Here is a 25,235-nt window from a genome sequence, read left to right as displayed (position 1 = left end):
CTCCTATTTCAATCTTACGCGCGGGTCCGCCACGCGGTAGAGCAGATCGGCGATCAGGTTGCTGATCACGGTCAAGGTCGCGATAAAGATCGTGAACCCCATCAGGACCGGATAATCCCGTACGGAAAAAGCCTGCATGTACACCTGCCCGATCCCCGGCCAGTTAAAGATTTTCTCCGTGATGATCGCTCCTCCGAACAAGGAAGGGATCTCGAAGCCGAGCAGAGTGATGGCGGGCAGCAGCGCATTGCGCAGCGCGTGCTTGTATACGACCGTCTTCTCCTTGAGCCCCTTGGCTCTTGCGGTCCGGATAAAATCCTGCTTGATGACCTCCAGCAGATTCGTCCGGAAATACCGGGTCAGCGATCCGACGCTCAGCATCGTCAATACGGCAACCGGCAGAGCCATGTGTCGAACGACCTCCCATGCGTAAGCCAGACCGGTCGACGTGCTGCCGGTCGTGGTTTTGCCTCCCGGCGGAAACCAGCCGAGGTCGACCGCGAGCAGCTTAATAATGAGCAGCCCCACGAAGAAGGCCGGAAGCGACATGGCGGCGAAGACCAGAAACGTAATCAGGGCGTCAAACCAGGAATACTGCTTCGTAGCCGAGAAAACCCCGATCGCTATCGCGATCAGCCACGTGAAAATCATCGAGGTGAACGCGATCAGAAAGGAGTTGCCGATAAAGTTGACGACCAGCGAGGTCACCGACTGCTGGTACTGCAGCGAGAAGCCCAGATCGCCCTTGAGCAGATTGCCCAGCCAAATAAAATAACGCTCGACGACCGGCTTATCCAGCCCGTACAGCTCTTTCAGCTCGATTTTGCGCTCCATGGACAGCTTCGGATTGGAATCGACGAAGTCGCCGGGCGTCAGCGCATACAGCATAAAAATGAGCATGGATGCCCCGATCAGGGTGATCAGCATATAAATCAATCGTTTGATTACGTAAGACTTCATTGTGTACCTCCCAAGAAAGATGCCCAGCCTGTAAGCTGGGCATGACTCTTTCCGCTATTGATAGGATAGAAAAGACTACTCGATCTTCAGCTTAGGCAGGCTGGAGGAAATGCCCGTGTAGCCGTTCGGTTTGAAGCCTTCGATTCTCGCGTTGTGCGCGGAAATGATTTTCCGGTACGTCAGCAGAATGTACGGCGGATCGTCGGACAGTTCCTTGTACAGCTCTTTATAAGTCGCTTTTCTCTGCTCGATGTCAAAGGAAGAGATTCCTTTCTCAATCAGCTCATCCACTTTCGGATTCGCATAGCCGTTCGTATCGGTGAAGCTGCTTTTGTTCTTGGAATAGAAGCTGATAACACCGTCGGACGGATCGGGCAGCAGCGTGGTCGAGAAGGAAGCCAGATCGTGATCGCCTTTGCTTGTTCTCGCCAGCAGGGCGTTATAGTCCATCAGTTCCGTTTCGAGCTGGATGCCGATGTCCTTGTAATTTTCTTTGGCAATCGGAACGAGCACGTCGCTGAGCGGGCCTTTCGTCGTGAAGTAATGGACGACCAGCTTCGCTCCGTCTTTCTCCCGAATGCCGTCAGCTCCCGGTTTCCAGCCCGCATCATCGAGAAGCTTCTTCGCTTTTTCCTGATTGAACTTGAACGTATTGACGCCTTCTTCGGTATAAGCCCAGGAAGCGGGAGAAATCGGCACGTTCGCTACCTGACCGTAGCCCTGGTAGGCGGCTGCGACGATTTTCTCGCGGTCGAGGCCGTAAATAAACGCCTGGCGGACGTTTTTGTCTTTAAAAATCGGCTTGCTGTGGTTGAACTTGATAAAGCTGTAAGCCGTAGAAGTATAAATGTTTACGTTCGCGTAGCCGAGACCTTTGAGAAGCTCCAGGCTGTCGTCGTTGGCCGGATAAGCGCTGTAATCCACTTCTCCGGTCTGGAAGAATTGCGTCGCGTCACCGGAGGTCGTTTTATAAATAAAATGTTCCACGGACGGCTTGCCGCCGAAGTAGTTTTCGTTCGCGATAAAGCGGACTTCCTGTCCCGGAATGAATTTCTCCAGTTTGTACGGGCCCGTTCCTACCGGCTTGGTATGGAGCGTTTTTATATATTCGAGATTGCCCGGCGTGTAGTTTTTGCCGTAGTAGGCTTTGGAAAGAACCTGGCCGCCCAGCAGTTGAAGCGCTCTGGCGTTAGCTTTCTCCGTCGTGATTTCGATCGTTTGCGGATCGATAACCTTGATGCCTTCGATTGTGGAGGCTTTGCCCTCTTTATAAGCCTGACCGCCTTTAACGGCCGTTTCCGTAATATCCGTTTCGCCGTCGTAAGCTTTGTCGTAGAGCACGCTCAGGGTGAACGCTACGTCATCCGCGGTCAGCGGGGAACCGTCGCTGAATTTAAGGTCTTTTCTAAGATGGAACGTATACTTCAGCCCGTCCTGGGAGATGTCCCATTTCTCGGCCAAAGCCGGGATCGGCTTACCGGTTTCGTCGATGTCGACCAGCGGCGAGAACATGACCGAGGTTACATTGCCGTCATAGCCGTTGTGATAGAAATAAGGATTGAACACTCCGCCGGGTTCCGTGAGCGTAACCACGACCGTATCCTTCCTTGCGGTAGCGGCGGCCGGCGACTTGGATTTATCGGTTGCGGCAATAAATTGATCCGCACCCGTCTGCTGTTTGGCCTGCTCGTCCGTTTTCGGCGCTTCCGATGCGCCAGGTGTCCCGGAGCTGCTGCAAGCCGACAAGGCCAGTGAAGCTGCCAAAATCAGACTAACCGCGTATGAAGCTCTTTTTTTCATGATAGTTCCTCCCCGTTTTTCAGCTGCATCCCATCCGAATGCCAAATTCTTAATATCCCATTGGTAAAGTAGGAATTAATCTTATCGCCATTATAGGAGGATTTTTCGGTTCTGTAAATAGGGAACTTAAAAATTTTTCTCCGAAAACAGTACCAATAAACACTTGATAGGTTAAAGGCTTAATTGAGAGAGATTCAGATTTTTTTATTTTAAGCGGGATGTAACCTAAACTCATCCGAAGCGCCGATAATTCATGTGAGCTAACGCTAGCGTATACAACGGTTAAAATGTTAGTGCTACGCCAAAAGAAAAGTCGTGCAGCGTTATTAGCGCTGCACGACTGAAGGTTACACAAACTATAAGACCTAAGATGAAGACGTGATTCAAAGAAAGGCTAGACATTCGACTAAATGCATTGTGGGTGTTAAGTATATAATGATAGTTGAAAAGGAGGTGCTGTATCTAAATGGAATTCATAGAAACAGGACTAAAACTATTTGTTTTTATACTAGTTATTTCACTATTCTTTACTTTGGTAGGGTTCCTAGTTAAAAAATATCTAAGTGACTTCTTTCAAGTTTTTTCTATAATAATAATAAAAATATTTAGTTCAATTAAAGAAGTTTTTAGAAAAACGGGCTGACCCTATTGTTAGCCCGTTGAACTTATCAATTTGTCTCCTCCTTTTTGTAATATTGCAACATAACGGTTGTGAGCAATACACTTTGTTTAACTTCTCTATTGCGTCTATTTTTTCCTTAATACGTTCCTGACAGTTAAGACAATACGCAGGCGTTCTTTTAAACCGTTTTCACATTTTATGATTCGCTTACGCCGAATGATAACCGAATAAAAGCGGCACAAAAAAAGACGCCCGGCCGTAAAAAGCGGGAGTCTTTGTTTCGTCGGCGGGCGGCTTTCGAAAAGAGCGCCTGCTTATTCAATTTGCGGATTCGGGCGCGTCTGGGTACACGTTCGGGCCGGTATTCCTCTTGGGTTTCCGGTCCTGCCTCCGGTCAGCCGTTACCCCGCGGCCTCTTCCGAACCGGGCGCAAGCTTGCTCCCACCGCGGAAAAAGGCCGGCAGCCGCATGTGAACGAACTCGGCCGCCAGCAGCGTTGCCGTCAGTCCTGCCAGGGACACGGCGACCGCGAGCGGAATATCCCAGATGCGGGGAGTCACCGTAAAGAAAGGGATCAGCGAAACGGCGAGAATCGGCGGCGCGTTCCACTTGGCCCTATTTAGCCAGATGATGATCAGCGTATTGACGAAGAGCGCGAAGATGCCGGGAATGAGGTGGTAAATCAGAGTGCCGACGACCGAGGCCAGCACCGCACCCGCCGAGATAGATCTCATGGCCTTCGCGGTGAACGGGCGGGAAATAAACAAAAAGCTGAAAGCGCCTAGCGCCGGAAAAAACAGTCCGTGCATAGCCGGGTAGTGCTTCGAAATCCCGTAGATGAGCATGATGTAGAGCGCTACACCGATTATTTTCACATTCATGACGGACGGTTCCTTTCTCAAGAGAAAAACACCAAGTCCCGGAAGCGGGCTTGGTGTCTTCCTCTCCTTTATAGGTAATTTCAAGGGCTTCAGGAAGATTTACGAGTTTCTTTGAAGTTCATATTCGTTCTGATGCAGCTCTTTAATCATGTTTCTCAGAAAGCTGCTTTCTTGCATACCGAGACCTTTCGTATTGTCTTTTGCAATCATGTCTCCGATGGTACGCTTTAAAATTTCACTGCGCCGTCCCAACATTTCCGCATACGTCAATCCAAGTCAACTCCCGGTTCGTTTATTTCGTGTGTAAAACACTCTTATAAGTATAAAGAAGGAAGCCGGTTTTGGAAAACGGACTCAGCCCCCCTGACGCAGGCTCACCCGCGCTCACCCCCGAAGAGCCTTACTGAGCCGTGACGTTCGGAAACATCCTCCGGTATCCTCCCCTATCCTGCCGAGAATCCCGCGGGTACGGACGCAAGGCGAGCCGTAAACCTACTGGAGTCCGCTTCTGAGCCGCTCCACAAACGTCTTGGAAACCCGCGGGAAATGACGCCCTTCCGAACGTACCCAGCCCAGGTAAACCGGCTGCCCCGCCTTGAACTCCAGTTCCGCCGTCATCATGTTGACTTCCGTGGACAAGGAAGCCCATTCCCGCCGGAAAGAATAATCCATCCCCACGGTTACCGCATTCTGTTCTTCCACCGCCTTGCGGATGGCGTCCGTGTTGTTGGTCGTGAATAAAATGTCCATCTCGCCGTGCTCCGCGGCGAACCGGTTCATAAACCACCGCACGTACTCGTCGTTATACAGCACGACAGGCTGGGTGCGGAGCATTTCGGGCGTGACGGCCCCCCGGTAAGCCAGCGGAGACTTATCGCTCATGCCCACGACCATCTTTCCTTCCAGCAGCCGTTCGAAGGTCAAGCCCTCGCTTTTTTTGAGCAGACTCTCGAACAAAATGATAAACCCGATGTCCAGCCGGTTATGGCGGATATCATCGAGAATTTCCTGCGAGCCTTTCTCCGCGATTTCCATCCGCACAAGCGGGTAATCTTTCTTGAACCCCGCGACGGCATCGACCAGAAGGGACATCGGCCCCGGAATAGTGCCAATGCGCAGTTCCCCGCTCAGCGTCTCGCCCCAGCCCCGCGCGGCTTCTTTGAGCTCGTCCAGCTTGCCAAGCACTTCGAACGCCTTACGGATGATTACCTTGCCTTCGGCTGTCGGAACCGCGCCCATCCGCGAGCGCACGAACAGAACGACTCCGAGTTCGCCTTCCAGATGAGCGATGGACTGGCTGACCGCGGACAAGGACACGTGCAGATTGCGTGCGGCGCTAGTGATCGATCCCGTTTTTGCCACTTCGACGATGTATTCCAGCTGCTCCAGATGCAAAATTCCGCCCCCTTCCTTAAGCACAGCTTAAGTATAGCTTACTAAGTTTAAATAGTTCTATAGGAATAAAAGCGATACAATAAAAGCAAGATGATGAGGACTTGCCCTATGGCAGGACCTGGATTACAGAGCCATAACGGCCGTAACGACCGTTCACCCTACTTGAGAAACGGAGAGATGCCTCATGAGATTTACGGACAAAGTAGCCATCGTAACCGGCGGCGCCAGCGGAATCGGGGAAGCGACGGTCCGCCTGTTCGCCCAGGAAGGCGCCAAAGTCGTAATCGCGGACTTTTCCGACCGCGGTCAGACCGTAGCGGACGAGTTGAAAGCCGAGGGCCGCGAAGCCCTGTTCGTCAAAACCGACGTCACCAAGGAAGACGACGTTAAACATATGGTTGCCGAAACGGTCAAACAATACGGCAAGCTGGATATTTTATTTGCCAATGCGGGCATTGCCAAAGACGGCCCGGCCGACAAGCTGAGCTGGGAAGCCTGGCAGAAGACCATCGACATCAACCTGTCGGGCGTGTTCCTCAGCGACAAATACGCGCTGGAGCAGATGCTCGCCCAAGGAACCGGCGGCGCGATCGTCAACTGCGGCTCCATCCACAGCCACGTCGGCAAAGCCGGCGTCACCGCGTACGCTTCCGCGAAAGGCGGCGTGAAGCTGCTCACGCAAACGCTGGGCATCGACTATGCACAGCACGGCATCCGCGTGAACGCCGTATGTCCCGGCTACATCGACACGCCGCTGATCGCCGGACGCACCCAGGCCATCACGGACCACCTCACGGCCCTGCATCCGATGGGACGTCTCGGCAAGCCGGAAGAGGTCGCGAAAGCCGTGCTGTTCCTCGCCAGCGACGACGCCTCCTTCGTGACCGGCACCACGCTGCTCGTGGACGGCGGATACACCGCTCAGTAACGCGCCGCACTTATTAACCGGATTGATATTTCCTGACAGGAAATATCAATCCGGTTCAGTTAACCTTAAACCTCCTTAACCGTTTAGCCGGTTAAGGAGGTTTTTGCGCGGGCGGGCCGAGTTCGTCTTCCCGGCTCGTGCAGGCTCTCTCGGCGCGGCCAGTACAGCCGCGCCAAAAAGGGCTCTCTCCCGCCAAAGCGGGATGAGCCCCGGTAAAGCGCCGGAGACAGCCGACGTATAAGAGCCCGGGCATCAGCCCCGGGCTTGCGATGAGGCGCTGCTCCGGACACCCGCCCCGGCTTGCGACGAGGCGGCAGGCCCTAACCCGCGGTAAGGCGCCCCATGACGGTGACGGGCCCGGGCTCCGACGAGCCCGCGCATGAAGGCGGGCCGCCCAGTGGCCTGTTTTTCACCGCTAAGCTTCTTCGTGCTCGTCCATAAACGGTTTGTTCACGTAATGATACATAACCGCCATCAGAACACCGCCCCCGATAAGATTGCCGAACGTCACCGGGATCAGATTATGGAGAACTCCGCCCCACGAAATCGTATCCGGATGCTCCACCACCAGCGCAATCGCGAACGTACACATATTGGCAATGCTGTGCTCGTAACCGGAAATGAAAAAACAGAACACAAACAGCATCATGGCGAACAGCTTCGCCCCGTCCCCTTTGAGCGACATCGGAATAAAAAAGGCCAGACACACGAGCCAGTTACAAAGAATGGCCCTGAAAAAAAGCTCTAGCGAAGGCGCGTTCATCTTTTTGGCCGCCACGCTCAGCAGGAATCCGTTCACATCATGCTCCCTGAAAAGCCCCGTTGCCAAAATCAGCAGCGCGAACGCCACGGCTCCGAGAATATTGCCTCCGTAACTGGTCAGCCATAACCGGATGACCTCCGGCCAGCGGAGCTTCCGCCTTAATGCGGCAAACGTATAGTAGAACGTATTTCCCGTAAAAAGATCCCCGCCGCCGTACGAGATCAGAATGATCGCGGCGCCGAAAGTGATCGCGGCCATCGGATAGGTGAACGGGGAATGCTCCAAATAGAAGAAACTTCCCGTCTTGAACGCGACGATCACCCCGAACCCGATAAACATGCTCGCCAGCGCGGAACGGGATAAATAGCGGAGCTTGCTCTGCTTATAAATTTTCATTTTTTTCATAGCCAGCTTCTCTACCTGCAGCAGCGGCTGTACTTCCATAATCCGGTCTCTCCCTTCCCGGCGACTGCACCAGTTGTTCATATTTTCCATTCATTATGTAGCTTATTATGAATCCTGTTTTTAATAAAGGGCTATATGAAGAACTCGTGCCAGGCGATTAATCGGGATAAGAGATAATGATATAAAATCTAACCAGTTCATCCGTAGAATTAACATAAATGTGTTCGGTATTCGCGTTAAATTTAATCGTTTCGTCGGGGGTTAACTCAAACTTCTCACCTTGAACATCCAGTGTAAGAACACCCCGTTGTATAAGTACATATTCCTCGCCTAAATGCTTTTCGGAGATATGATTAAAACCGGGTTTCAGGTCTACAGTGAAAACTTCAAACTTTTTTTCCGGATTAAAAGGGAACATGGAATATACAAGATAATTCCCATCATCATCGATCAACGGGTTCAATTGGTTGATGTTTATTTTTTCGATTTGCGGCTTATCCGTTTCCTTTAAAAAGGCGGAAAAAGATACGTGCAACCCATTGGCAATTTTCCAGAGAGTCGTGACAGTCGGATTTGATTTTCCGTTTTCGATTTGAGCCAGCATCGCTTTACTGACTCCCGTCAATTCCGCTACGTTATCTAAGCTCAACCCTCTCTTTTTTCTCAACTGGGCAAGATTATGGGCGATAACCTCTTGAATAAACTCCATACAACATCTCCTTGACTCTCTTATTCGTTTAATATAGCATACAAATATACAATATAACATACAAAAAGGTGGGGAAACGATGCATGAATTATCTCATGAAATGACGGATGAAGAAAATCTCTCTACCTTCTCCCAAGGCGTAAAAGATTGCATTCCGACTTTATTCGGTTATATCAGTGTTGGGATTGCCATGGGCATTGTCGGGGTATCGTCCAATCTAAGTATAATAGAAGTTACCCTTTTATCGGCATTAGTTTACGCCGGAGCGTCTCAATTCATTATTTGTGCCTTATTCGTTTCGGGAAGTCCTGTGTCCGTCATTATATTTACAACTTTCGTTGTGAATCTGCGGAATTTTTTATTGAGTATGACATTGGCTCCCCGTTTTGCGAAATATTCTTTATTAAAAAATATCGGGGTTGGAGCGTTCGTAACGGATGAATCGTTCGGTGTAGCCATGAACAAGATAGCCAAAAGAGAACCGATCAATGTCCAATGGATGAACGGACTGAATGTAACCGCGTATATCTTCTGGATTTTATCTTGTATGTCGGGGGCTTTCTTTGGCAAATGGATTTCAAATCCGGAAGTATTCGGTTTAGACTTCTCTTTGACCGCTATGTTTTTGGCGCTGCTTGTTCTGCAATTACAAACTATTAATAACGGAAAGTTGAAGTTTTATTTATCCTTAATTGTTTATGTCGTTATATTGATGCTGGTTCTGTGTATGTTTGTTCCTTCTTATGTAGCCATCATTTTATCAACGATTATTGCTGCAACTATCGGGGTGGTAAAAGACAAATGAGTATCCGGTTATCCTTTTTACTCATCATTTTAGGGTGTACCGCCGTAACCTTCCTTCCAAGAATTATCCCGTTTATCGTTATACGAAATATTAATCTTCCGAAAGTTGCAGTCAAATGGCTTTCCTATGTTCCCGTTTGTATTTTTACTGCGCTTATCGTTGAGAGTTTCATTAAGGAAGATGAATCATTACCGGCGATTGATTGGAGTGTTCTTATGGCTATTATACCGACTCTTGCTGCGGCCGTATGGACGAAGAGTTTATCCGTTACGGTTATAGTCGGAATAGTGAGTATGGCTGCTGTCAGGTTTTTGATTTCGTGAAATCCGATTCTTCTATTTTATATAACCTTCTTCTTGTCATTTGCCGCACAAAAAAAGGATAGGACAAACAAAATTTCTGTTTGTCTCTATCCTCTTTATGGTGTCTTTCCCTTATTTCAAGTGTTTTAGGGCTGAATCGGGCTTCCGGCAAAATACCGGGCCGGAGCGCTCTGAAACGCTATTTCCTTGCCGGTCCGGGCGGATTCGTAGGTTCCGAGTATGATCTCCAGCGAATGCCTTCCCTCCGTTCCGGGCACGATGGACTCTCTGCCCTCCCGGACAGCGAGCGCCATGTCCCGGATCTGGATCCGATGACCGTCGGGAATGACCTTGAACGGTTCGAATTCCGGGAGTTCCACAGGCTCCCCGTCGATTTTAAGCGCCACGATGTCGTCGTCTTCGATCACCAGGGAGCCCCTCTCCCCGTGAATTTCGATCCGGTGCACAGGCCCCAGATGCGCGGTGGTCGTAATTTCAAGCAGTCCCAGCGCGCCGTTCTCGAACTGAAGCACCGATACCGCGGTATCTTCCACCTCGATATCTCTCAGAACGGCTTTGGCTTTGCCGTACAGGGAAGCGACGGGGCCCGCCAGCCACTGGAGGAGGTCCACCGTATGAATCCCCTGATTCATCATGGCCCCGCCCCCGTCCATCGCCCAAGTGCCGCGCCAGCCCGCGCTGTCGTAATAATCCTGGCTGCGGTAAATATTCACATAGCCCGAGCATAGGCTGAGCTTGCCCAGCCGGCCCTCCCGGATCAGCTCCCGGGCATACCGGGCCGCCGGGGACATCCGGCGTGGGAATACCGTCGAGAGGAGAACACCGTTCTCGCGGCTTACCCGGATCATGTCGTCGAGGTCGGCCATCGTAATGGCCATCGGCTTTTCGACGAAGACATGCTTGCCCGCTTTGGCGGCCTGCACGGCCTGCCCGGCATGAAGCCCGCTCGGCGTACAGATGCAGACCACGTCCAGATCGTCGCGGGCCAGCATCTCTTCGAGGCTCTCGTAGACCGCGGCCGAGTAGGTCTGTCCGAAACGGGCCGCGGTTTCCGGCACGAAGTCGTACACGGCGGTCAATTCCGCTTCCGGGGTCTCCTGGATTCCCTTGGCGTGAATGTCGGCGATGATGCCGCATCCGATAAGGCCGAACCGGACTGGCTGCGCCGTAACCGGTGTTGTCATAAGAAAGTCACTTCCCTTTCGATGGTAGGCTAATTTCCGCCGGAGCGGACACGGATGAAGAGGATGGAGATGCCGGTGTCGGCGCTGTTGGCGATGCAGTTGGCGATGCCGGTGCTGTCGTTGTCGGTGCTGTTGTCGGTACCGTCCTCGGTACCGCTGCCGACGCCGTCTCCCGGAGCAGCTGCCGGACCGCGTCGCGGTCATGGGCAAGCTGCTCCAGAGGCGGATACGGGGCGAAGCATTCGAGCGTCACCCAGCCCCCGTATCCCGTCTCCGCCAGCGCCTCGAAGAGCTCCCGGTGGTCCACTTCCCCCTCGCCGAGGCGGCACTGGAGGAAATGCTCTTCCCCGTGGCGGGTGATGTTGCGGAACGTCCCCGGCCCGCCCGCCTCGGGGATTCTTTTCTCGTCCTTCACATGGACATGGAGCAAGCGGCTGCCCAGCCCCGTAACGGAAGCGCGGCCGAAATCGGTGTCGCTGATGTACATGTTGCCCGCGTCGTGAATCAGTCCGACGTTGTCTTCACCGATCATCTCCAGCAGACGCAGGGAACTCTCCACGGTCTCGATCAGGCTCACATTGTGAATCTCCAGCAAAATTTTCTTCTCGTGCTTGCGGGCTTCCGCCGCACATTTTTTCAGCCAGTGGGCCGCCTTCTCATAATGGTAATCGGCAGCCAGGAAAGCGTTGGGCCCTCCCGGAAAAATCCGGATCATATCCGTTTCCAGATAATCCGCCCGCTCCAGCAAGCCGAGAAACTCGTCGTAAGCGGCTGCGCATTCGGGATCGCCCGATTCGGAAAACCGCCCCATGTAGCCGCCGAGCACGGGGATATCCAGCACATGCTCATCGGCGAGCCTGCGGATCTCTTTAACCCTCGGAAGAGAGGTCTGAGGCGAAAGATGGGGCTCCCGGCACGCGATTTCGATCCCGTCGAAACCGAGATTCGCCGTGATTTTCATCGCTTCCTGAATACTGTACTCCATGAGAGCCCCGCTAAATGCCGCGATTTTCATAAGGGAGCCGTCTCCTTTCACTTAATGCCCGAGGCACTGTGGTTCTGCACGAAATATTTTTCCGCGAACAGGAAAACAATCAGAATCGGCACGAGGCTTAGCAGAGCGGCCGCAACCATCAGCTGCTCGTTGCCGAACCACTGGCCCCCGAGGGAAAGAATCCCGATCGGAAGCGTAAACTTATCGTTCGAGGTCAAATAAATGACCGGCGTCAAAATTTCGTTCCATTTGCCCATAAACGTAAAGATCGCCAGCGTGGCCAGGGTAGGCCTCGCCATCGGCATGAAGATCCGCCAGTACACCTGGATCGGGTTGCAGCCCTCCAGCTTCGCGGACTCCTCGTACTCCTTCGGAATGTTCATGAACGCCTGCCTCATCAGGAAAATACCGAACGGCTGCGCGAGCCATTCGATCACCCATAGAGGCGTCAATGTATCGAGCAGTTGCAGCTTATTGAAAATAATAAAATGCGGGATGATGATGACGACCGGCGGGATCATCATCGTTCCGAGCACCATGACGAACAGCGCGTTCTTAAGCGGAAACCGGAGTCTGGCGAACGCATAGCCGACCATGGAGCACGAGAGCAGCGCCCCTATCACCGACAGCAGGGCAACGGTAAAGCTGTTCAGCGTGTACCCGCCGATATTGCCTAGCTTCAGCACCTCCGCGTAATTCGACCATTGGAAAATTTCCGGTATCCATTTCGGTGGTACGGTTGTGTACTCTTTATACGTTTTGAGCGAGTTCATCAGGGCCGTCGCAAACGGGACGATCATCACCAGCGACGACAAGATAATGGCCGTATAGCGAAGAATCGTCGGCAGCCTTTTATGTTTCATACAGGGTTCTCCTTTCCGGCGGCGGAACCGCACCAGAGTCCATTCCGGAGGATACGGGTCAATCGTAGTGGACCCATTTTTTCTGCACCTTCATTTGAATCAGGGTAAGCGTGAACAGGATCATGAACAGCACCCAGGCGATAGCCGAGGCATAACCCATCCGCATGAAGGTGAAGCCCTCGCGGTACAGATACAGCATCAGGACGAGGCTCGAATTGTTCGGACCGCCTGCGGAACTGATATCTCCGCCTCCCGTCAGAACGTACACCTGCTCGAAAGCCTGGAACGTGCTGATCGTACTCAGAATGACGACCAGGAACGTGGTCGGGGAGATGAGCGGAAACGTAATCGACAGAAATTTACGCAGTGTACCCGCTCCGTCTATTTCAGCCGCCTCGTACAAATCCTGGGGCACGCTCTGCAGTCCGGCCAGATAAATGACCATGATGTAGCCGATCCCCTTCCAGACGGCGATCAGAACCAGCAGCGGGATAACGAGCTTCCCGTCCTGCAGCCAGCGCTGCGGATCGAGACCCAGCGAAGCCAGAATCGAGTTGGCGAAGCCGAAACGGGGATTGAAGATGGCGTCAGACACATACAAAATGACCGTCCACGAAGAGATCACGGGGATGAAATGGGCCATCCGGAACAGCTTCAGCCCCTTCAGCTTCTGATTCAGCACGACGGCCAGGATCAGCGCCAGAATCGTCTGGGCCGGCACGAACAGAACCGCGAAATACAGCGTGTTCCACAACGATTTCCAGAAGAGAGCGTCTCCGAACAGACGCCCGTAGTTGTCCAGTCCCGTCCATTTCGGAGGGTTCATCATGTCGTACTGCGAGAAGCTGAAATAGAGCGAAGCGATAAGAGGCCCGGCGACGAATACGATAAAGTGAAGCAGGTAAGGGGAGACGAGCAGCAGTCCCCACTTCCCCTCCTGATCAAGTTTTCCAAGCTTTCTTGCCGGGGTCTGAGCTTTCGCATAGGCTTTGCCGCTTACGGTATCGTTCATAGAAAGCCCGACCTCCCTTCCGTAAATTGCGGTTTACTTCTTATAAAAATCATCCAGCACCTTCTGCACCGCCTTGTCGGCATCCGCCAGCGCGGCGTCTATAGGGGCGTCTCCGAGGAAAGCCCGCTGCGCGTTCTCGTTGAACTTCCCGACCCACTCTTCCCATACGGCGTTGTTGTCGAGCGTCTTGGCGAAGTCCAGGCTCTCGAGGAACGCCTTGCGGTTAGCCGGCTTCTCGCCCGCTTTCAGGAATACGTCGGAATTCGCGACGGATTTCTTCACCGGAATCGCTTCGCCGAGCGCCGCCCATTCTTTCTGGACGTCGTCCTCCGTGGCCCAGTATTTGATCCATTCCCAGGCTGCCTGCGCCTTGGCGTCCGCCGACTTCTGGTTCACGACCCAGGAGTTCGCGATAACCGGCGACACCCGCTTGCCGTCGGGCCCTTTGGGCAGCAGCGTGACATCGTAGTTCAGCTTCGCTTCGTTGGCGGCCAGCACGCGGGCGTAGATGCCGATGCGCATCGCCGCGGAGCCGCTCGGGAATACCGCCATGGAGCTCTGGAAGCTTTTCAGATCCACCGGGTCGGTAATAATGCCCTTCTTCATGCCGTCCACCATCCACTCGAACGCCTGCTTGTTCTGCGGGGTGTTGATGATCGACTTCTGTGCCGTCTCGTCCAGAACGCCGCCCCCGTAGGATTTCATCACCGAGAACCAGCCTTCCGTAATGCTGAAGAAGGTCAGCCCGAATTGGTTGACGTTCTTCGGATCGAAGCCGGATTCGTCCGCCTTCTTGCCCTTGGCGTCAAGCGTAAGGAGGGCCGCATTCTTCTTCAAGTCTTCCCACGTCCAATTCTCATTGGGGTAGGCCACTCCGGCTTTGTCGAACAAGTCCTTGTTGTAGAAAAGCGCTCCCACCTGAATGCCCTGCGGCACGGCCCAGTACTTCCCTTTGGCGTCTTTGTTGAAATCCAGCCCGTAGTAGTCGTCCTTCTTCAAATCTTTGCCGATCCATTCGGTGAGGTCTTTAACCGCGCCCCGCTCGGCGTATTTCATGACATAGACTCCGTCCGAGAGCCACACGTCCGGGGCCTGGCCGGCCGCGATCTGCGTATCGAGTTTCTGGTAAAACTGCCCGTAAGGCGCACTCTGGGTGTTCACTTTGATGTCCGGGTGCTTCTTCATAAACTTATCGATCAGTTCTTTCATCTTCGCATCCGACTTCCCGTCGGAATAATAACCGAGCAGAATTTCGACCGGCTTGCCGCCGTTGTCTTTGGATTCGCCGCCCGTTCCCGTCGTTTCCGCCGTCCCTTTCGAGCAGCCGGCACCTACTACAGCCAGTGTCAATGCCGATAGAAGCACGGTCGTCCAAGTCTTTCTTCTCATCTCTCGTTCAGCCCCTTGTCTCTTCAAAATGAGGTTGTTCGTTTGGTGGTTGACCACCGTCATGCGACGCCAAGCATCGCCCGCCGGGAGCCGCGCGCGGCATTCATTTGCGCGTTGAAAGCATGTCTTATAAAGTCCGCCGTCCTCGCGGATGCGGTTCGCGGTACGCCGGTTCGACCGGCCTTCGGTTCCGGCCGGCCGCCGCGGAATGCCGCAGCGCGCGCCTGCGATTCGCGCACGCCGCTTAACGCCGGAAGCCCGGAATGTCCGCCCCTACTCCCCCGCGCCGCCCCAGACGGCCGAAGCTTCACGCGGCTTATCGTAGGCATGCGCCCAGTAATAGCCGCCCGCCATCACCCGCCGAGGCGCGAAGCCGATCTCGCCGGACGCGGCCTGGACAAGCTCCGACACCGCGGTGAAAGTCCCGTCGCCGGCGGACCGGCCGTCCACGTACTTGCCGCCCATCCGCGTGAATCGCCCGTGGACCGCGGCCGCGACGGGTTCGCCCGTCCGCATGTCCGCCGTCTTCAGCCGGACCGTGGCTTTCGTGCCGTCGTATGTCACCTGCATGCCATCCACGATCATCGGCTTCAGGCCGGTGACGCCCGTCTTCGCGGATACTTCCGGCGAGGCCGGACCTTCGTTCCCCGACACGTCGACCGCCGCTACACGGTAGTAGTACACCGTGTCCGGCAGGAGACCGTCGTCCTTGAACGTCAGCCCGCGCGCGGTGCCGGCCAGCAGCTCCTCCGCAGGCTTGAATCCCCGGACCGTGCTCCGGTAGATCTTGTAGCCCTCGACTTCCATGTTATCGGAAGCCCGGCCGTAGGCCAGATCGATCCGCTGGTAGTCGAAAGCGGCCGCTTGGGGCTTGCCTTTCACTCCCGAAGGAGGCCGGTTGTCGGCAGGCGGCTGCCAGAAGCGGGCGCCGGGACCCCAGGCGGAAGGCAGCGCGCGCAGCGTATCGTAGTGATGCAGCGCGATTCCGCCGAATGCGGCGTTCCCCTCGAACGCGGCGTACACTTTATCCAGCTCCCGCTCCATATAGGAGCGCCCTTCCTCGCTGAAGGAGATCGTTTCCGGATCGCCTCCGTCCGCGATGTCTTTGGTCTCTACGCCGAGGATGACGGAGTTCGGCTTCCCGATTTTATTGGCATAGTCAATCTCTCCCTGCGCCTGCTGGATGATGCCGACGCTGCCCTCGGCCTGATCCCGGTAATCCATGATGGCGATATAGTCCGCCGTATCCTGGATATGCTCGGACAGCCATTTCGTCGAGCCGTTCCACGTAATGCTTTTCGCCGTGTCCGACGAATCGTACCATCTCGGGATAGCGGGACCGACCGGCAGAGACAGGCCCGACGCCTCTTTACGCTCCATCAGCGCGGCAAGCATATCGAGGTATTGAATCTGAACGTCCGGGTAGCCCGTTTTAAAATCAGGCAGCGAATACGGCTCCGTGTCCACGTTCACTCCGTCAAACTGTTCCGCAGACTCGGAAGCCAGGTTATAATTCAGCACTTTCTCGAATTCCCGGAGCGCGTCTTCCCTATATCTCGGATAAGTTCCGAAGTACGGCGGAACCGTGCCTCCCGCTATCAGCGCCTGCACGCGGTAGCCTTGGGCATGAGCCCATCGCACGAAATCCCGCACCTTGGGCCTCTCGTCCTCCAGCATGTCCGTGCCCCCTAATTTGTCGACCCCGAGATAAAGCGTCGTAACGGGGTCCTGCCCGAACGTCTTCGTATCCTTCGCCATCGCATCAAGCACTTGGCGGGAACCCGGCGTCCGGATGAGGTTGTAGGACGCGTTCTCCCAGATCCACATGGAGCGGTCCTGGCGGGGCAGCACGGTAACCGGCTTCGTTCTTTCCCCTCCGCCCGTCTGAACGTAGGTCGTCAGACTCCGGCCCGTATGGCCGCGGACGTCAGTCGCCCGGGCCTCGATGCTGTTCGTGCGGCTCCCCGTTTTCTTCGTGTCCCATTTGTAGATATAGCCGCTTCCCTTCTTCTCGGCCCGCTTCCAGTTCCCCCCGTTTATGCGAACCTCCACGGATTTAACCGGACTCGCGCCGTACACATTCACTGCTACGTCGGCAGTGCCGCTCACCTTGTCACGATCCGCAGGGCTCAAGATCGTTACCTGCGGGACGCCCGCGGCCGGATTGTGCACCGTCAGCCTGGTGAAGGCCGACCAGGCGTTGTACCGGGTCGCCGTATCCTTCGCCCTGGCGATCAGCTCGACTTCTCCGTCGTATGCGGTCGTATCCAGGTCATAATACCAGGTACCCGCATCGTCTCCGTCGGGATCGTCCATGTGCGCATCCGCCACTTTTTGTCCGTTGATCACCAGCTCGACCTCGTAAGCTCCCGCATAAGAGCCGCCGATTCTTACCGTACCGACCTCCAGCCAGCCTCCGTCCCTGTGGGAATCGATCGTCAGCAGGGAAGCCGCATTCCCCCTGGACACCGGAAACGTCATTAAACCAAGCAGAAGAACCAGTACGATAAGAGAACCTTTTTTCCAGCCGTTCCATACGGATGTCACGGGATCAACCTCCTTGTCGGATTCATGTTCGTTTTACGGCCCCCGGCAGGCGTGTATCTTGTTTCGCGCTTACCGACAGGCCCTTTTTTAACGGGTCCATAAAAATAAAGCGTTTTCAATGTGTAGTTGTAGTATACGAGATGAAAAAGCGGCCCCGCATGGTTTTTTATTTACAATTGGTGTTTTTTTGCTACACTATTTTTAACTTGGACAATGAAAAACGGAAAAGGGGTGTGACGATGAAGACCCGGAATTCCCAACGCAAAATCATTTCGATCCACCGGCGGCTGTTTATTCTGATCATTTTCTTCATCGCTCTGCCCGTCTTGGTGATGGGCTGGCTCTGGTACGAATCCTCCACCCGCACGATCGAGCAGTCCGCCATCGAAACGAACCGGCGCTTTATCGAACAAACCGGTAAAAACCTGGACTTGTATATCAAGAACCTGGAAAACTCCACCTACCCCATCGTAACCAGTCCCTTGACCCAGCAGTTTCTGGCGCCCGCTCTGCCCTCCGCTTACCCGTATTACCAGCTTACGGAAAAAGTCGAAAACGATCTGTTCGCGCAAATGATCTACGGACGCTCCGATATTGTCGGCATTTCCCTGGTCGGCAAAAACAGCCTGCAGATCAACGATTTCAGCGAGGCGAAAGAAATTCTGGATATGAACACGATCCGCAGCCGCAACGCGGACCTGCTGAAAAGGCTGGACACCCTCGGCAATTTCGAGATCCTCGGTTTAAATCGGGTCGGCTCCAGCCCCGTTCTGACCGTTGCGCGCAAGCTGCACAGCAGCTCGACCTATTTGTACGAGGGACTTCTGATCGTCGACCTTAATCTGGAGCAGATCGAAAATATATGCAAAGACGAATCGCAGGGAAGCTTCAGCGCCTGGGTCTCCTCCGCAGACGGAGAGCTTGTCTACCATCCGGACGCCTGGAAAATCGGCACGCGCATTTCCGGGGAGCAGTTGCTTCGGTTTCAGGGAGGGGAACACGCCTCCGCTTCCTTTTCCTTCCGGACGGATACGCCTCAGGGAGAGGAACTCGTCATTTATGAAACCTCCCGGGTAACCGATTGGATCGTCGGGGCCAACATTCCGATGGAGACCATTATCGGGAATCTGATCCGCCTGCGGAACATCTCTCTTGCGGCTGCGCTGCTGCTGTTCATGATTGCGCTTTCAATCGTGGGCGGCTATTCGCTCTCCATCACACGCTCCCTGACTTATTTGCAGCGATTGATGGCAAAGGTCGAGAACGGCGATTTTAATGTCCGGCTTACCTCCACGCGGGAGCGCAAAGACGAGATCGGGCTTGTGTTCCGCAGCTTTTCCAAGATGGTCAGTGAGCTCAACCGGCTTGTGAGGGAGGTTCATTCTTCCAAGCTGAAAGAACAGGAGCTTATTATCAAGCAGAAGGAATCGGCTCTGCAATCCATGCAAGCGCATATCAACCCTCATTTTCTGTATAATTCGCTGGAAATCATCAATTCTCATGCGATCCTCGAAAATAACCGCAGCATCAGCAAAATGACGGCGGCTCTGGCGCATATTTTCCGCTACAACACGGGAAACGCCGGACCTCTCGTATCGCTCGGCGAGGAAACGGCGCATATCCGCTCCTATCTGGAGATCCAGACTTCCCGCTTCCGCAATCTCCAGGTGGAGATTGACGTCGAGGAACCGTGGGTCCGTACCGTCCCGGCCGTCCGGCTGACGCTGCAGCCCCTGGTGGAAAACGCGTTTATTCACGGCTACCGCGACAAAAAGCCTACGTATATCGGCATTGTCGGAAAGCCCCGCGAAACGTACTACGCCGTCGAAATATCCGACCACGGCAGGGGCATGAGCGCGGAGGCGACGGGGAGGCTGACCTCGCTGCTTGCCGGTGTCACCGGGGAAGGGCCGGCGTACCCGGAACCGGGCGGCGCTGGTCCGGTTGGCCCGCGCGAAGCTCCAACGGCCGCTCCCGGCCATGCCTCTGAGGCAGCCCAGGAAGCGGCTGCGTCTTCCGCTGGCCGGGATGCGGGGGCCGCTGCCGGGAACGGGCCTGGAGCAGCCCCCGTGCCCGTGAACGATCCGGATGCGCCGCAGAGACCTGTCGCCGGGAACGACCCGGCTTCGGAGACCTTGAGCGGCCCGGGGACGCCTCAGAAGCCTGCCACCGCAAGGTCATGGCCGGATGCGGCCGGGACGCAGCCGGACGAGGGCGTCCGCCAAGGCGGAATCGGCCTGCTCAATGTGCATCAGCGCATCCGGCTTACGTTCGGGAAGGAGTACGGAGTCTTCCTCCTCTCTTCCTCTCCCGGCGCCGGAACCTGCTTCGAGATCCGCCTGCCGTATACCAACTAAATCAAGGAGGTCTTGCCATGTATCGGATGATGATTGTCGACGACGAATACATGATCCATTTGAGCGTCCGCAAAATGGTGGAAACTTCCGGACTGGACATTATCATCGCGGGCGAAGCGGAAGACGGTGAGGAAGCGCTCCGGCTTCTCGGGAGCTGTTCCCCGGACATCGTCCTGACGGATATCCGCATGCCCGAACTGGACGGGCTCTCCTTCATCGAAGCGGCGAAAAAGCGGAATGAACGGACCCAGTTCATTATTTTGTCGGGCTACAGCGATTTCGAGTACGCCCGGAAGGCAATCCGCTTCGGCGTTTCGGATTTTCTGCTGAAGCCCGTCGATCCCGACCAGTTCCGCGAAGCGCTCGGACGGGTGTACGATCAGCTCGCGAGCAGCGAGACGAAGCTGTCCCGCCAGCATGAATGGCTGCTGACGCTGCAGGGGCTGAGCGAAGAACTGCTGGAGCAGATCTGGGCCGCCTGCGAGGACAAAGCGCAGCTTCTGGCCGGGGAGGCGCTCCGGCATTACATGAGCTCGGGCCCGGCCGAGCTCAGCCCCCCGCAGTTTGCCCACCATTTCACGGGCATGCTGGAGACGGAGCTGGGCAAACGGGATTTCCGGTTTGCCCGCCCTTACGCAGACCGTGAATGGCCGGGCCGTGCGGCGGATCTCGGAGAGGCCCTGCGCGATGTCTTGAGCGCCATGATCCGTGAAATCAAAGGGACCCGCAACCTCGGGTCCCGGCAGAACATCCACCGGGCGATGCAGTACATGCAGGAGCACTTTGCCCGCGAAGATCTCTCGCTGAGCGAGGTGGCGGAGGCCATCGGCATGTCCGATGCGTATTTGAGCCGCACGTTCAAGGAGGAGACGAACGTGAACTTCGTGAAATACCTCATCCGGCTGCGGATGGAGAAAGCCAGGGACCTCTTGGAGCATACGGATTGTCCGACGACGGATGCCGCGTACCAGGTCGGCTTCTCCGACTACTCCCATTTCAGCAAAACGTTCAAAAAAACGTACGGGCTTACGCCTTCCGAGCTTAGGAAACAAAGCCGGCAGCATCCGAACGGATAGTCCCGCATAAACAGAAGCCGCAAACGGGCCCCACCGCTTGCGGTTTTTTTGCATGGTAATCAAGTGGGAACACCCAAAGCGAACGACCCATTTCCTGGTAATTTGATTACATTTTCTGGTATCTTGATTATAACTTTTTAATTAAATTCATGAAATTATTTACATTTTTACTGGAAGTGTTAAGCTTTTTTTGAAAGAACCCATAAAACTATAAAGGATGTGTGCCGTTTGAAGAAAATGAAGACCGCTCTCGCTTCCAGTCTCACTCTGCTGTCCCTTGTAGTCTCTCTCGCCCCCGTATCCGCTTCGTCAAATAACCGGGACCTGGAGAAAGAAGTCGCCGCCGGAATTACCGGTCAGGAGCGTCAGATCATGATCGACGTCATGAAGAACCTTCCTAAAGAAGAGCGCGAAAATGTTATTTACATCGACGACAACGGGCAAATTCATGCAAACAAGACAGAATTGAAAGATGTCTTCGGCAAAGTAACGGTATCCGAAGAGAATACCATAGCCGTCAGCAACAATGAAACCTTCACCCTGCCGACAAGCACCGACTCGCCGACACTGAACAAGAGCGCTTCCGTTACCCCGCTGGCGGGTTATGCCTGCGGAGAAGCGGGCGGCCCGTACAGACGCGTTTTCTCGAATCCCGGTTATTCCTGGTGGTCCGGCAATGTATACCTGCCCTCCAGCGCCAACAATGAAGTCTACGTGAACAACGCTTCTTCCAACGATACTCCTTACATTTATACGGGTGGACACGCCAGCAGCGGAGCCTCCGAAGTCGATGCCGGATTCCAGTACAGCAAAACTTACAACAACTGGGCCCACTCGATCTTTACTGGCGGTGTCTACTACCATAACAACTCGTTCCGCTTCAAGGCCGGACAAAATCTTACGTTCAAATTCTACGTACCGGCAGACGGACAAGTCGCTCTATATGCCGCAGGTATCCGGTATGACACGAATACGGCGGACAACTACACCGTTGTAACCAATGTGGCCGGCTGGAAAAAAAGCGGCGCCGGCAACGAGCTCAAACGGATCACGGCCATCGCGAGCAACGCCCCTAAGCCCTACAACACCGGTACCTACCTGAAAAACGTCAAATGGTCGAATTCCATGATCGGCACCAGCTCGACCAGCAATCATCAATGGCTCGCGTCAGATACGGGCGGCTACTGCACCTATCCGAACTCCACCCAGGTCAGCGTGAACTATGTCAACGCGGGTGAGGAGACCGTCAGCATCAACATGAACTAGCCGGACCGCTTTCGATTCCATTCGTTCCCGCACTATTTCCATAAACTAATCCCTTCGGACAGGGCTTAAATAAGATAATCGGCCCTCCGTACGAAAACAGAAAAGGTATATCCCCCGTCTTGAGGAGGATATACCTTTTTGCTTGTTGGTTTACCGAGCAGAAGAAAAATTATTTCTCTATTTGAGACCATCACGCGTATCCCCGTAGAATACCGCCCACCTTATTCCCATATAGTGTAAACGCAACCTGATTTTAAATCCCACTAAAAACAGAGGAGATGAGTTGATGAGAGTAAAAAAATGGGTGCTCGGTTTAATGACAGCCGCCCTGCTGTCGTTAACGCTGTTAATCAGCGGAGCAGCCGCAGCGCCGGTAACGAGTGTACACAGTATCTGGTCTACGAAACCTATTCAGGTCATAGACAACGGTACCGCTTACAAAGCTAAGGCGGGAAATGTCATCATCAGTTGGACGAATGAACCCCTGTCCTCGGGTGACAGCGGTTTCTTCAACGCTATCGTTCAAGCCAACGGCAGCCAATATGAGTTCCGGCTCGTGTCGTTCGGCTCCAGCACAAACGATGAGATTGTAGGCAAATTCGACATTTACAAAAATTCCACCTTGGTCGCCTCTGTGGCCGGAACCGCTTACGGATTGAGCCAGCCGGTCGGAAACTATTTCAAGTTCTACGACACGACCCAGCAGTGGCATGTCTCGGCTTATATTACGAGCCGGTTCGATTATTAAAATCCCGATGAAAAAGAGAGCCGTGTAAACCCCGAGCTCCGTCACCGGAACAAGGGCTGCCGTGTAAAAAGGTACATTTCCCTTCATGTTAAGGGAGATGTACCTTTTTTAAATCGCGACATCCTGATAACCGACTTCCGTTACTTGTTAATAAACGGAGCCTTCAAACTCTCTCATTTTATCCATTTTAATTCTATCCGTTTCATCTTGGGGTACAGTATTCAGGTACTTGCTTTCCCAATATTCCAACCTGTCTGAAGGGCCAAAATCGGATTCTCCCCATTTTGTGTAATCATATTCTATATTTAGTTTGCCTTCAGAAGTAAGTTTCATGGTTATTGAGAACCAAGGCTCTTGTCCATCTTCTAAAAATATATTTTTCAGATCATTGGTAACTTTAAATAGCCTTCTCATCGTTTTTTTATAGATCTCTGAATCAACATTGTATTTCTTTAAAATACCTCGACAATAAACATAACCATGCTTATTTATTGGCTTGAAGAAAAAGAAAACCCCTCCTTCTCCATTTTCTACCTCACCATTAAAATAAAAATCTTCCCAGTCTTCTGGTATCAATTGATTGATTGTTTCTGCTATCTCTCTATATAAATCATTCATCTGCTGTTCCATCCTACTAACCTCCCGGATGCCATTTGCCCAATCAACAGCGTTTCTCTCATCTTAGAAATAATACTGTACATATCTTTCTTTTGAAGGAATTCTTTCATCATGCAGCAGATCTACTTGCAGCAATTTAGTTTTATTCTCTAGCTTGGCAATGAAAAGCGCATAAAAGTCACCGGAGGTCGGATAGGAAAATAACCCGTATCCCCTTTTCGATATAATTTTATTAGCTTCCTTTATCTTGTCAGGTAACAATTCATATTCAAACTCTCCAAGCTCCTCAAGTTCTTCTTGTAAAGCTAATTCAATGTTACGAGCAAATTCATAATCTAAAATATAATTCACGATCTCGCGATCATCCTCGCCTTTATAATCAACATAGAGAAATTTCTTCGTAGACAGCCCATAATTTAATATACACTCGTGTACATCGAATGCTTCCGGGTCGCCTAAAATCGCTTCTACATCTTTCCTATCATCAAATATGAGCCGCACGATATCTTTATCTGACATGCTAATTTCCTCCGTAAAAATTATTAGAACAATTCCCCGTGTTTATTGGGAATATATTCGGGATAGTTCTTGCGATAGAAGGTATCGATAAGACGTAGTAAAGGGGCCCATTCGGATAAGGTTCGGGATCTTGAACAGCCATTTTTGCTTCCGGCGTATTCATTAACAGATTGTCAAAATGCTCGGGGACCGGTAAGCCCATCTTATTTCTTACAAATATAAGGAACAAAATTTCATATGGGTAGAACTGTTTCCTCAACCACACCTGCAATTCTCCCTCTCACCTTGCTTTTTGCTTACTTAAATTGGATTATCCGGGAATTCCTCGGAGTACTTAGTTATTAGATTTTGTAGAGCTATATCTTGAGGAATTTCGTTTAAGTACTTGTATTGCCAGATAATAAGTTGGTCACTAAAACTATAATTGGTAGCAAACCATTTTGTATAATCAAAGTGAACTTTAAATTTACCTGTTCTTTCTAAACTTAAAGTGAAAGAATACCATAATTCCTGTCCTTCATCTTTAAATATTTCTCTCACTTTTTCTGATAATGACAGAAGTTTTCTTTTATTTAATTTGAATTCCCTCTCGTTAACTTGATATTTAAAAGGAATCTCAAGACTGTATTCATACCTTTCCGGGCTCGTTTCTGGCTGGTAGAAAAAATACGTACCTCCACCATCATCAGAAATTTGAGCATAAAAATAAAACTTCCCCCAACTTTCCGGTATCATTTCATTGACTGTTTCAGCTATCTGCCGATATAAATCATTTAGTATTTTCTCCAATTATTTCAGCCTCCCGATTGATTTTTTATCGTTTTCTCAAAAATTCCTTTGCCTTTAATTTACGCACGCTTCTCGCTCCAACCTGTCTATGAATTGAAGTACTTACCACCATTAGGAGTTGTAATATTGTGAATACCCTAGGACACTAACTGCATTTTCCCCGGTACTTCAGTGTGATGCCATGTATACATTCCGTTGTCAACCATTTTCATTCATCAAATTTCTTATTACCTGACAAGAAATCATCAACGTTTTTTAAATAAGCTGGTTTAGTACCACTGT

24 protein-coding genes and 1 pseudogene are annotated in these 25,235 nt (G+C 52.8%); 7 read left to right on the top strand and 18 right to left on the bottom strand.

Annotated elements, in window-relative coordinates; translation table 11 throughout:
- Positions 1-3: 3 nt before the first annotated feature.
- From HMPREF1207_RS15340 to HMPREF1207_RS15325, 5 genes are all read right to left on the bottom strand, one after another.
- Positions 4-960 (bottom strand): ABC transporter permease, encoded by a 957-nt coding sequence (locus HMPREF1207_RS15340; protein ID WP_009675750.1) that lies wholly within the window; start codon positions 958-960, stop codon positions 4-6.
- 75 nt (positions 961-1,035) lie between these two features.
- Positions 1,036-2,760, bottom strand: coding sequence for an ABC transporter substrate-binding protein (locus HMPREF1207_RS15335; RefSeq protein WP_009675757.1), 1,725 nt, complete (start codon positions 2,758-2,760; stop codon positions 1,036-1,038).
- Positions 2,761-3,783: 1,023 nt separating this feature from the next.
- Complete coding sequence (locus tag HMPREF1207_RS15330) at positions 3,784-4,263, bottom strand: hypothetical protein (protein ID WP_009675703.1); 480 nt, start codon at positions 4,261-4,263, stop codon at positions 3,784-3,786.
- Positions 4,264-4,362: 99 nt separating this feature from the next.
- Positions 4,363-4,533 carry a hypothetical protein gene (locus HMPREF1207_RS29855; protein WP_009675738.1) on the bottom strand — a complete coding sequence of 57 codons (171 nt, stop codon included), beginning with the start codon at positions 4,531-4,533 and terminating at the stop codon, positions 4,363-4,365.
- 222 nt (positions 4,534-4,755) lie between these two features.
- Positions 4,756-5,658, bottom strand: a complete 903-nt coding sequence (locus HMPREF1207_RS15325) for a LysR family transcriptional regulator (protein WP_016423797.1) — start codon at positions 5,656-5,658, stop codon at positions 4,756-4,758.
- Positions 5,659-5,842: 184 nt separating this feature from the next.
- Here HMPREF1207_RS15325 and HMPREF1207_RS15320 point away from each other — a divergent pair, with 184 nt between their 5' ends.
- The gene (locus HMPREF1207_RS15320; protein ID WP_009675721.1) at positions 5,843-6,586 is read left to right on the top strand and encodes an SDR family NAD(P)-dependent oxidoreductase; all 744 of its coding nucleotides are present in this window, start codon (positions 5,843-5,845) and stop codon (positions 6,584-6,586) included.
- A gap of 415 nt (positions 6,587-7,001) precedes the next feature.
- Here HMPREF1207_RS15320 and HMPREF1207_RS15315 read toward each other — a convergent pair whose 3' ends face one another.
- Positions 7,002-7,793 (bottom strand): formate/nitrite transporter family protein, encoded by a 792-nt coding sequence (locus HMPREF1207_RS15315; RefSeq protein ID WP_016423796.1) that lies wholly within the window; start codon positions 7,791-7,793, stop codon positions 7,002-7,004.
- A 118-nt stretch (positions 7,794-7,911) separates the two neighbouring features.
- A complete protein-coding gene (locus HMPREF1207_RS15310; protein WP_009675670.1) occupies positions 7,912-8,463 on the bottom strand; it encodes a helix-turn-helix domain-containing protein in 552 nt (183 codons plus the stop codon).
- 79 nt (positions 8,464-8,542) lie between these two features.
- Between HMPREF1207_RS15310 and HMPREF1207_RS15305 the strand changes: the two genes are divergently transcribed.
- Entirely contained in the window at positions 8,543-9,268 is a 726-nt protein-coding gene (locus HMPREF1207_RS15305) for an AzlC family ABC transporter permease (RefSeq protein ID WP_009675679.1), read from the top strand.
- Positions 9,265-9,591 (top strand): AzlD domain-containing protein, encoded by a 327-nt coding sequence (locus HMPREF1207_RS15300; protein ID WP_009675741.1) that lies wholly within the window; start codon positions 9,265-9,267, stop codon positions 9,589-9,591. Before HMPREF1207_RS15305 ends, HMPREF1207_RS15300 begins: the two co-directional genes overlap by 4 nt.
- Before the next feature lie 125 nt (positions 9,592-9,716).
- Here the strand turns inward: HMPREF1207_RS15300 and HMPREF1207_RS15295 are convergent, their stop codons facing one another.
- The 6 genes from HMPREF1207_RS15295 to HMPREF1207_RS15270 form a co-directional block, all read right to left on the bottom strand.
- Complete coding sequence (locus HMPREF1207_RS15295; RefSeq protein WP_009675737.1) at positions 9,717-10,775, bottom strand: Gfo/Idh/MocA family protein; 1,059 nt, start codon at positions 10,773-10,775, stop codon at positions 9,717-9,719.
- Between the two features lie 7 nt (positions 10,776-10,782).
- The gene (locus HMPREF1207_RS15290; RefSeq protein WP_009675656.1) at positions 10,783-11,790 is read right to left on the bottom strand and encodes a sugar phosphate isomerase/epimerase family protein; all 1,008 of its coding nucleotides are present in this window, start codon (positions 11,788-11,790) and stop codon (positions 10,783-10,785) included.
- A 17-nt stretch (positions 11,791-11,807) separates the two neighbouring features.
- Positions 11,808-12,632, bottom strand: a complete 825-nt coding sequence (locus HMPREF1207_RS15285) for a carbohydrate ABC transporter permease (protein ID WP_009675692.1) — start codon at positions 12,630-12,632, stop codon at positions 11,808-11,810.
- Positions 12,633-12,690: 58 nt separating this feature from the next.
- Positions 12,691-13,644 carry a carbohydrate ABC transporter permease gene (locus tag HMPREF1207_RS15280; protein WP_009675663.1) on the bottom strand — a complete coding sequence of 318 codons (954 nt, stop codon included), beginning with the start codon at positions 13,642-13,644 and terminating at the stop codon, positions 12,691-12,693.
- Between the two features lie 33 nt (positions 13,645-13,677).
- Positions 13,678-15,033, bottom strand: coding sequence for an ABC transporter substrate-binding protein (locus HMPREF1207_RS15275; protein WP_036740144.1), 1,356 nt, complete (start codon positions 15,031-15,033; stop codon positions 13,678-13,680).
- Between the two features lie 273 nt (positions 15,034-15,306).
- Positions 15,307-17,580, bottom strand: a complete 2,274-nt coding sequence (locus HMPREF1207_RS15270) for an Ig-like domain-containing protein (RefSeq protein WP_009675665.1) — start codon at positions 17,578-17,580, stop codon at positions 15,307-15,309.
- A 239-nt stretch (positions 17,581-17,819) separates the two neighbouring features.
- Between HMPREF1207_RS15270 and HMPREF1207_RS15265 the strand changes: the two genes are divergently transcribed.
- From HMPREF1207_RS15265 to HMPREF1207_RS15250, 4 genes are all read left to right on the top strand, one after another.
- Complete coding sequence (locus tag HMPREF1207_RS15265; protein ID WP_009675733.1) at positions 17,820-19,937, top strand: cache domain-containing sensor histidine kinase; 2,118 nt, start codon at positions 17,820-17,822, stop codon at positions 19,935-19,937.
- A 17-nt stretch (positions 19,938-19,954) separates the two neighbouring features.
- Entirely contained in the window at positions 19,955-21,013 is a 1,059-nt protein-coding gene (locus HMPREF1207_RS15260; protein WP_009675704.1) for a helix-turn-helix domain-containing protein, read from the top strand.
- Between the two features lie 237 nt (positions 21,014-21,250).
- The gene (locus HMPREF1207_RS15255) at positions 21,251-22,279 is read left to right on the top strand and encodes a YrpD family protein (protein ID WP_231392147.1); all 1,029 of its coding nucleotides are present in this window, start codon (positions 21,251-21,253) and stop codon (positions 22,277-22,279) included.
- Between the two features lie 286 nt (positions 22,280-22,565).
- Positions 22,566-23,027: a hypothetical protein gene (locus HMPREF1207_RS15250; RefSeq protein WP_009675745.1), complete on the top strand. Its 462-nt coding sequence runs from the start codon at positions 22,566-22,568 to the stop codon at positions 23,025-23,027.
- 147 nt (positions 23,028-23,174) lie between these two features.
- Here HMPREF1207_RS15250 and HMPREF1207_RS15245 read toward each other — a convergent pair whose 3' ends face one another.
- The 5 genes and pseudogenes from HMPREF1207_RS15245 to HMPREF1207_RS29315 all read right to left on the bottom strand — a co-directional run bounded on the left by HMPREF1207_RS15245 (position 23,175) and on the right by HMPREF1207_RS29315 (position 25,144).
- Positions 23,175-23,657, bottom strand: coding sequence for an immunity protein YezG family protein (locus HMPREF1207_RS15245; protein WP_016423794.1), 483 nt, complete (start codon positions 23,655-23,657; stop codon positions 23,175-23,177).
- A gap of 51 nt (positions 23,658-23,708) precedes the next feature.
- Positions 23,709-24,164 (bottom strand): DUF6630 family protein, encoded by a 456-nt coding sequence (locus HMPREF1207_RS15240; protein WP_009675687.1) that lies wholly within the window; start codon positions 24,162-24,164, stop codon positions 23,709-23,711.
- 23 nt (positions 24,165-24,187) lie between these two features.
- Positions 24,188-24,420, bottom strand: a pseudogene (locus tag HMPREF1207_RS30340) (hypothetical protein); the annotation flags it as partial.
- Between the two features lie 44 nt (positions 24,421-24,464).
- A complete protein-coding gene (locus HMPREF1207_RS15230; protein WP_009675695.1) occupies positions 24,465-24,953 on the bottom strand; it encodes an antitoxin YezG family protein in 489 nt (162 codons plus the stop codon).
- Between the two features lie 137 nt (positions 24,954-25,090).
- On the bottom strand, positions 25,091-25,144 hold the full coding sequence (locus HMPREF1207_RS29315) for an HNH endonuclease (protein ID WP_231392146.1): 54 nt from the start codon (positions 25,142-25,144) through the stop codon (positions 25,091-25,093).
- Between the last annotated feature and the right edge of the window lie 91 nt (positions 25,145-25,235).

The sequence above is a fragment of the Paenibacillus sp. HGH0039 genome, from assembly GCF_000411255.1.
Taxonomy (GTDB): Bacteria; Bacillota; Bacilli; order Paenibacillales; family NBRC-103111; genus Paenibacillus_F.
The sequence above is the reverse complement of the archived record's forward strand: the minus strand, read 5'-3'. Positions and strand labels throughout refer to the sequence as shown.

What these genes read in the sequence shown, in the direction of transcription:
- HMPREF1207_RS15340 (WP_009675750.1), bottom strand. Translation starts at nt 960, where the DNA reads ATGAAGTCTTACGTAATCAAACGATTGATTTATATGCTGATCACCCTG.
- HMPREF1207_RS15335 (WP_009675757.1), bottom strand. Translation starts at nt 2,760, where the DNA reads ATGAAAAAAAGAGCTTCATACGCGGTTAGTCTGATTTTGGCAGCTTCA.
- HMPREF1207_RS15330 (WP_009675703.1), bottom strand. Translation starts at nt 4,263, where the DNA reads ATGAATGTGAAAATAATCGGTGTAGCGCTCTACATCATGCTCATCTAC.
- HMPREF1207_RS15320 (WP_009675721.1), top strand. Translation starts at nt 5,843, where the DNA reads ATGAGATTTACGGACAAAGTAGCCATCGTAACCGGCGGCGCCAGCGGA.
- HMPREF1207_RS15315 (WP_016423796.1), bottom strand. Translation starts at nt 7,793, where the DNA reads ATGGAAGTACAGCCGCTGCTGCAGGTAGAGAAGCTGGCTATGAAAAAA.
- HMPREF1207_RS15310 (WP_009675670.1), bottom strand. Translation starts at nt 8,463, where the DNA reads ATGGAGTTTATTCAAGAGGTTATCGCCCATAATCTTGCCCAGTTGAGA.
- HMPREF1207_RS15305 (WP_009675679.1), top strand. Translation starts at nt 8,543, where the DNA reads ATGCATGAATTATCTCATGAAATGACGGATGAAGAAAATCTCTCTACC.
- HMPREF1207_RS15300 (WP_009675741.1), top strand. Translation starts at nt 9,265, where the DNA reads ATGAGTATCCGGTTATCCTTTTTACTCATCATTTTAGGGTGTACCGCC.
- HMPREF1207_RS15295 (WP_009675737.1), bottom strand. Translation starts at nt 10,775, where the DNA reads ATGACAACACCGGTTACGGCGCAGCCAGTCCGGTTCGGCCTTATCGGA.
- HMPREF1207_RS15290 (WP_009675656.1), bottom strand. Translation starts at nt 11,790, where the DNA reads ATGAAAATCGCGGCATTTAGCGGGGCTCTCATGGAGTACAGTATTCAG.
- HMPREF1207_RS15285 (WP_009675692.1), bottom strand. Translation starts at nt 12,632, where the DNA reads ATGAAACATAAAAGGCTGCCGACGATTCTTCGCTATACGGCCATTATC.
- HMPREF1207_RS15280 (WP_009675663.1), bottom strand. Translation starts at nt 13,644, where the DNA reads ATGAACGATACCGTAAGCGGCAAAGCCTATGCGAAAGCTCAGACCCCG.
- HMPREF1207_RS15275 (WP_036740144.1), bottom strand. Translation starts at nt 15,033, where the DNA reads ATGAGAAGAAAGACTTGGACGACCGTGCTTCTATCGGCATTGACACTG.
- HMPREF1207_RS15265 (WP_009675733.1), top strand. Translation starts at nt 17,820, where the DNA reads ATGAAGACCCGGAATTCCCAACGCAAAATCATTTCGATCCACCGGCGG.
- HMPREF1207_RS15260 (WP_009675704.1), top strand. Translation starts at nt 19,955, where the DNA reads ATGTATCGGATGATGATTGTCGACGACGAATACATGATCCATTTGAGC.
- HMPREF1207_RS15255 (WP_231392147.1), top strand. Translation starts at nt 21,251, where the DNA reads ATGAAGACCGCTCTCGCTTCCAGTCTCACTCTGCTGTCCCTTGTAGTC.
- HMPREF1207_RS15250 (WP_009675745.1), top strand. Translation starts at nt 22,566, where the DNA reads ATGAGAGTAAAAAAATGGGTGCTCGGTTTAATGACAGCCGCCCTGCTG.
- HMPREF1207_RS15245 (WP_016423794.1), bottom strand. Translation starts at nt 23,657, where the DNA reads ATGGAACAGCAGATGAATGATTTATATAGAGAGATAGCAGAAACAATC.
- HMPREF1207_RS15240 (WP_009675687.1), bottom strand. Translation starts at nt 24,164, where the DNA reads ATGTCAGATAAAGATATCGTGCGGCTCATATTTGATGATAGGAAAGAT.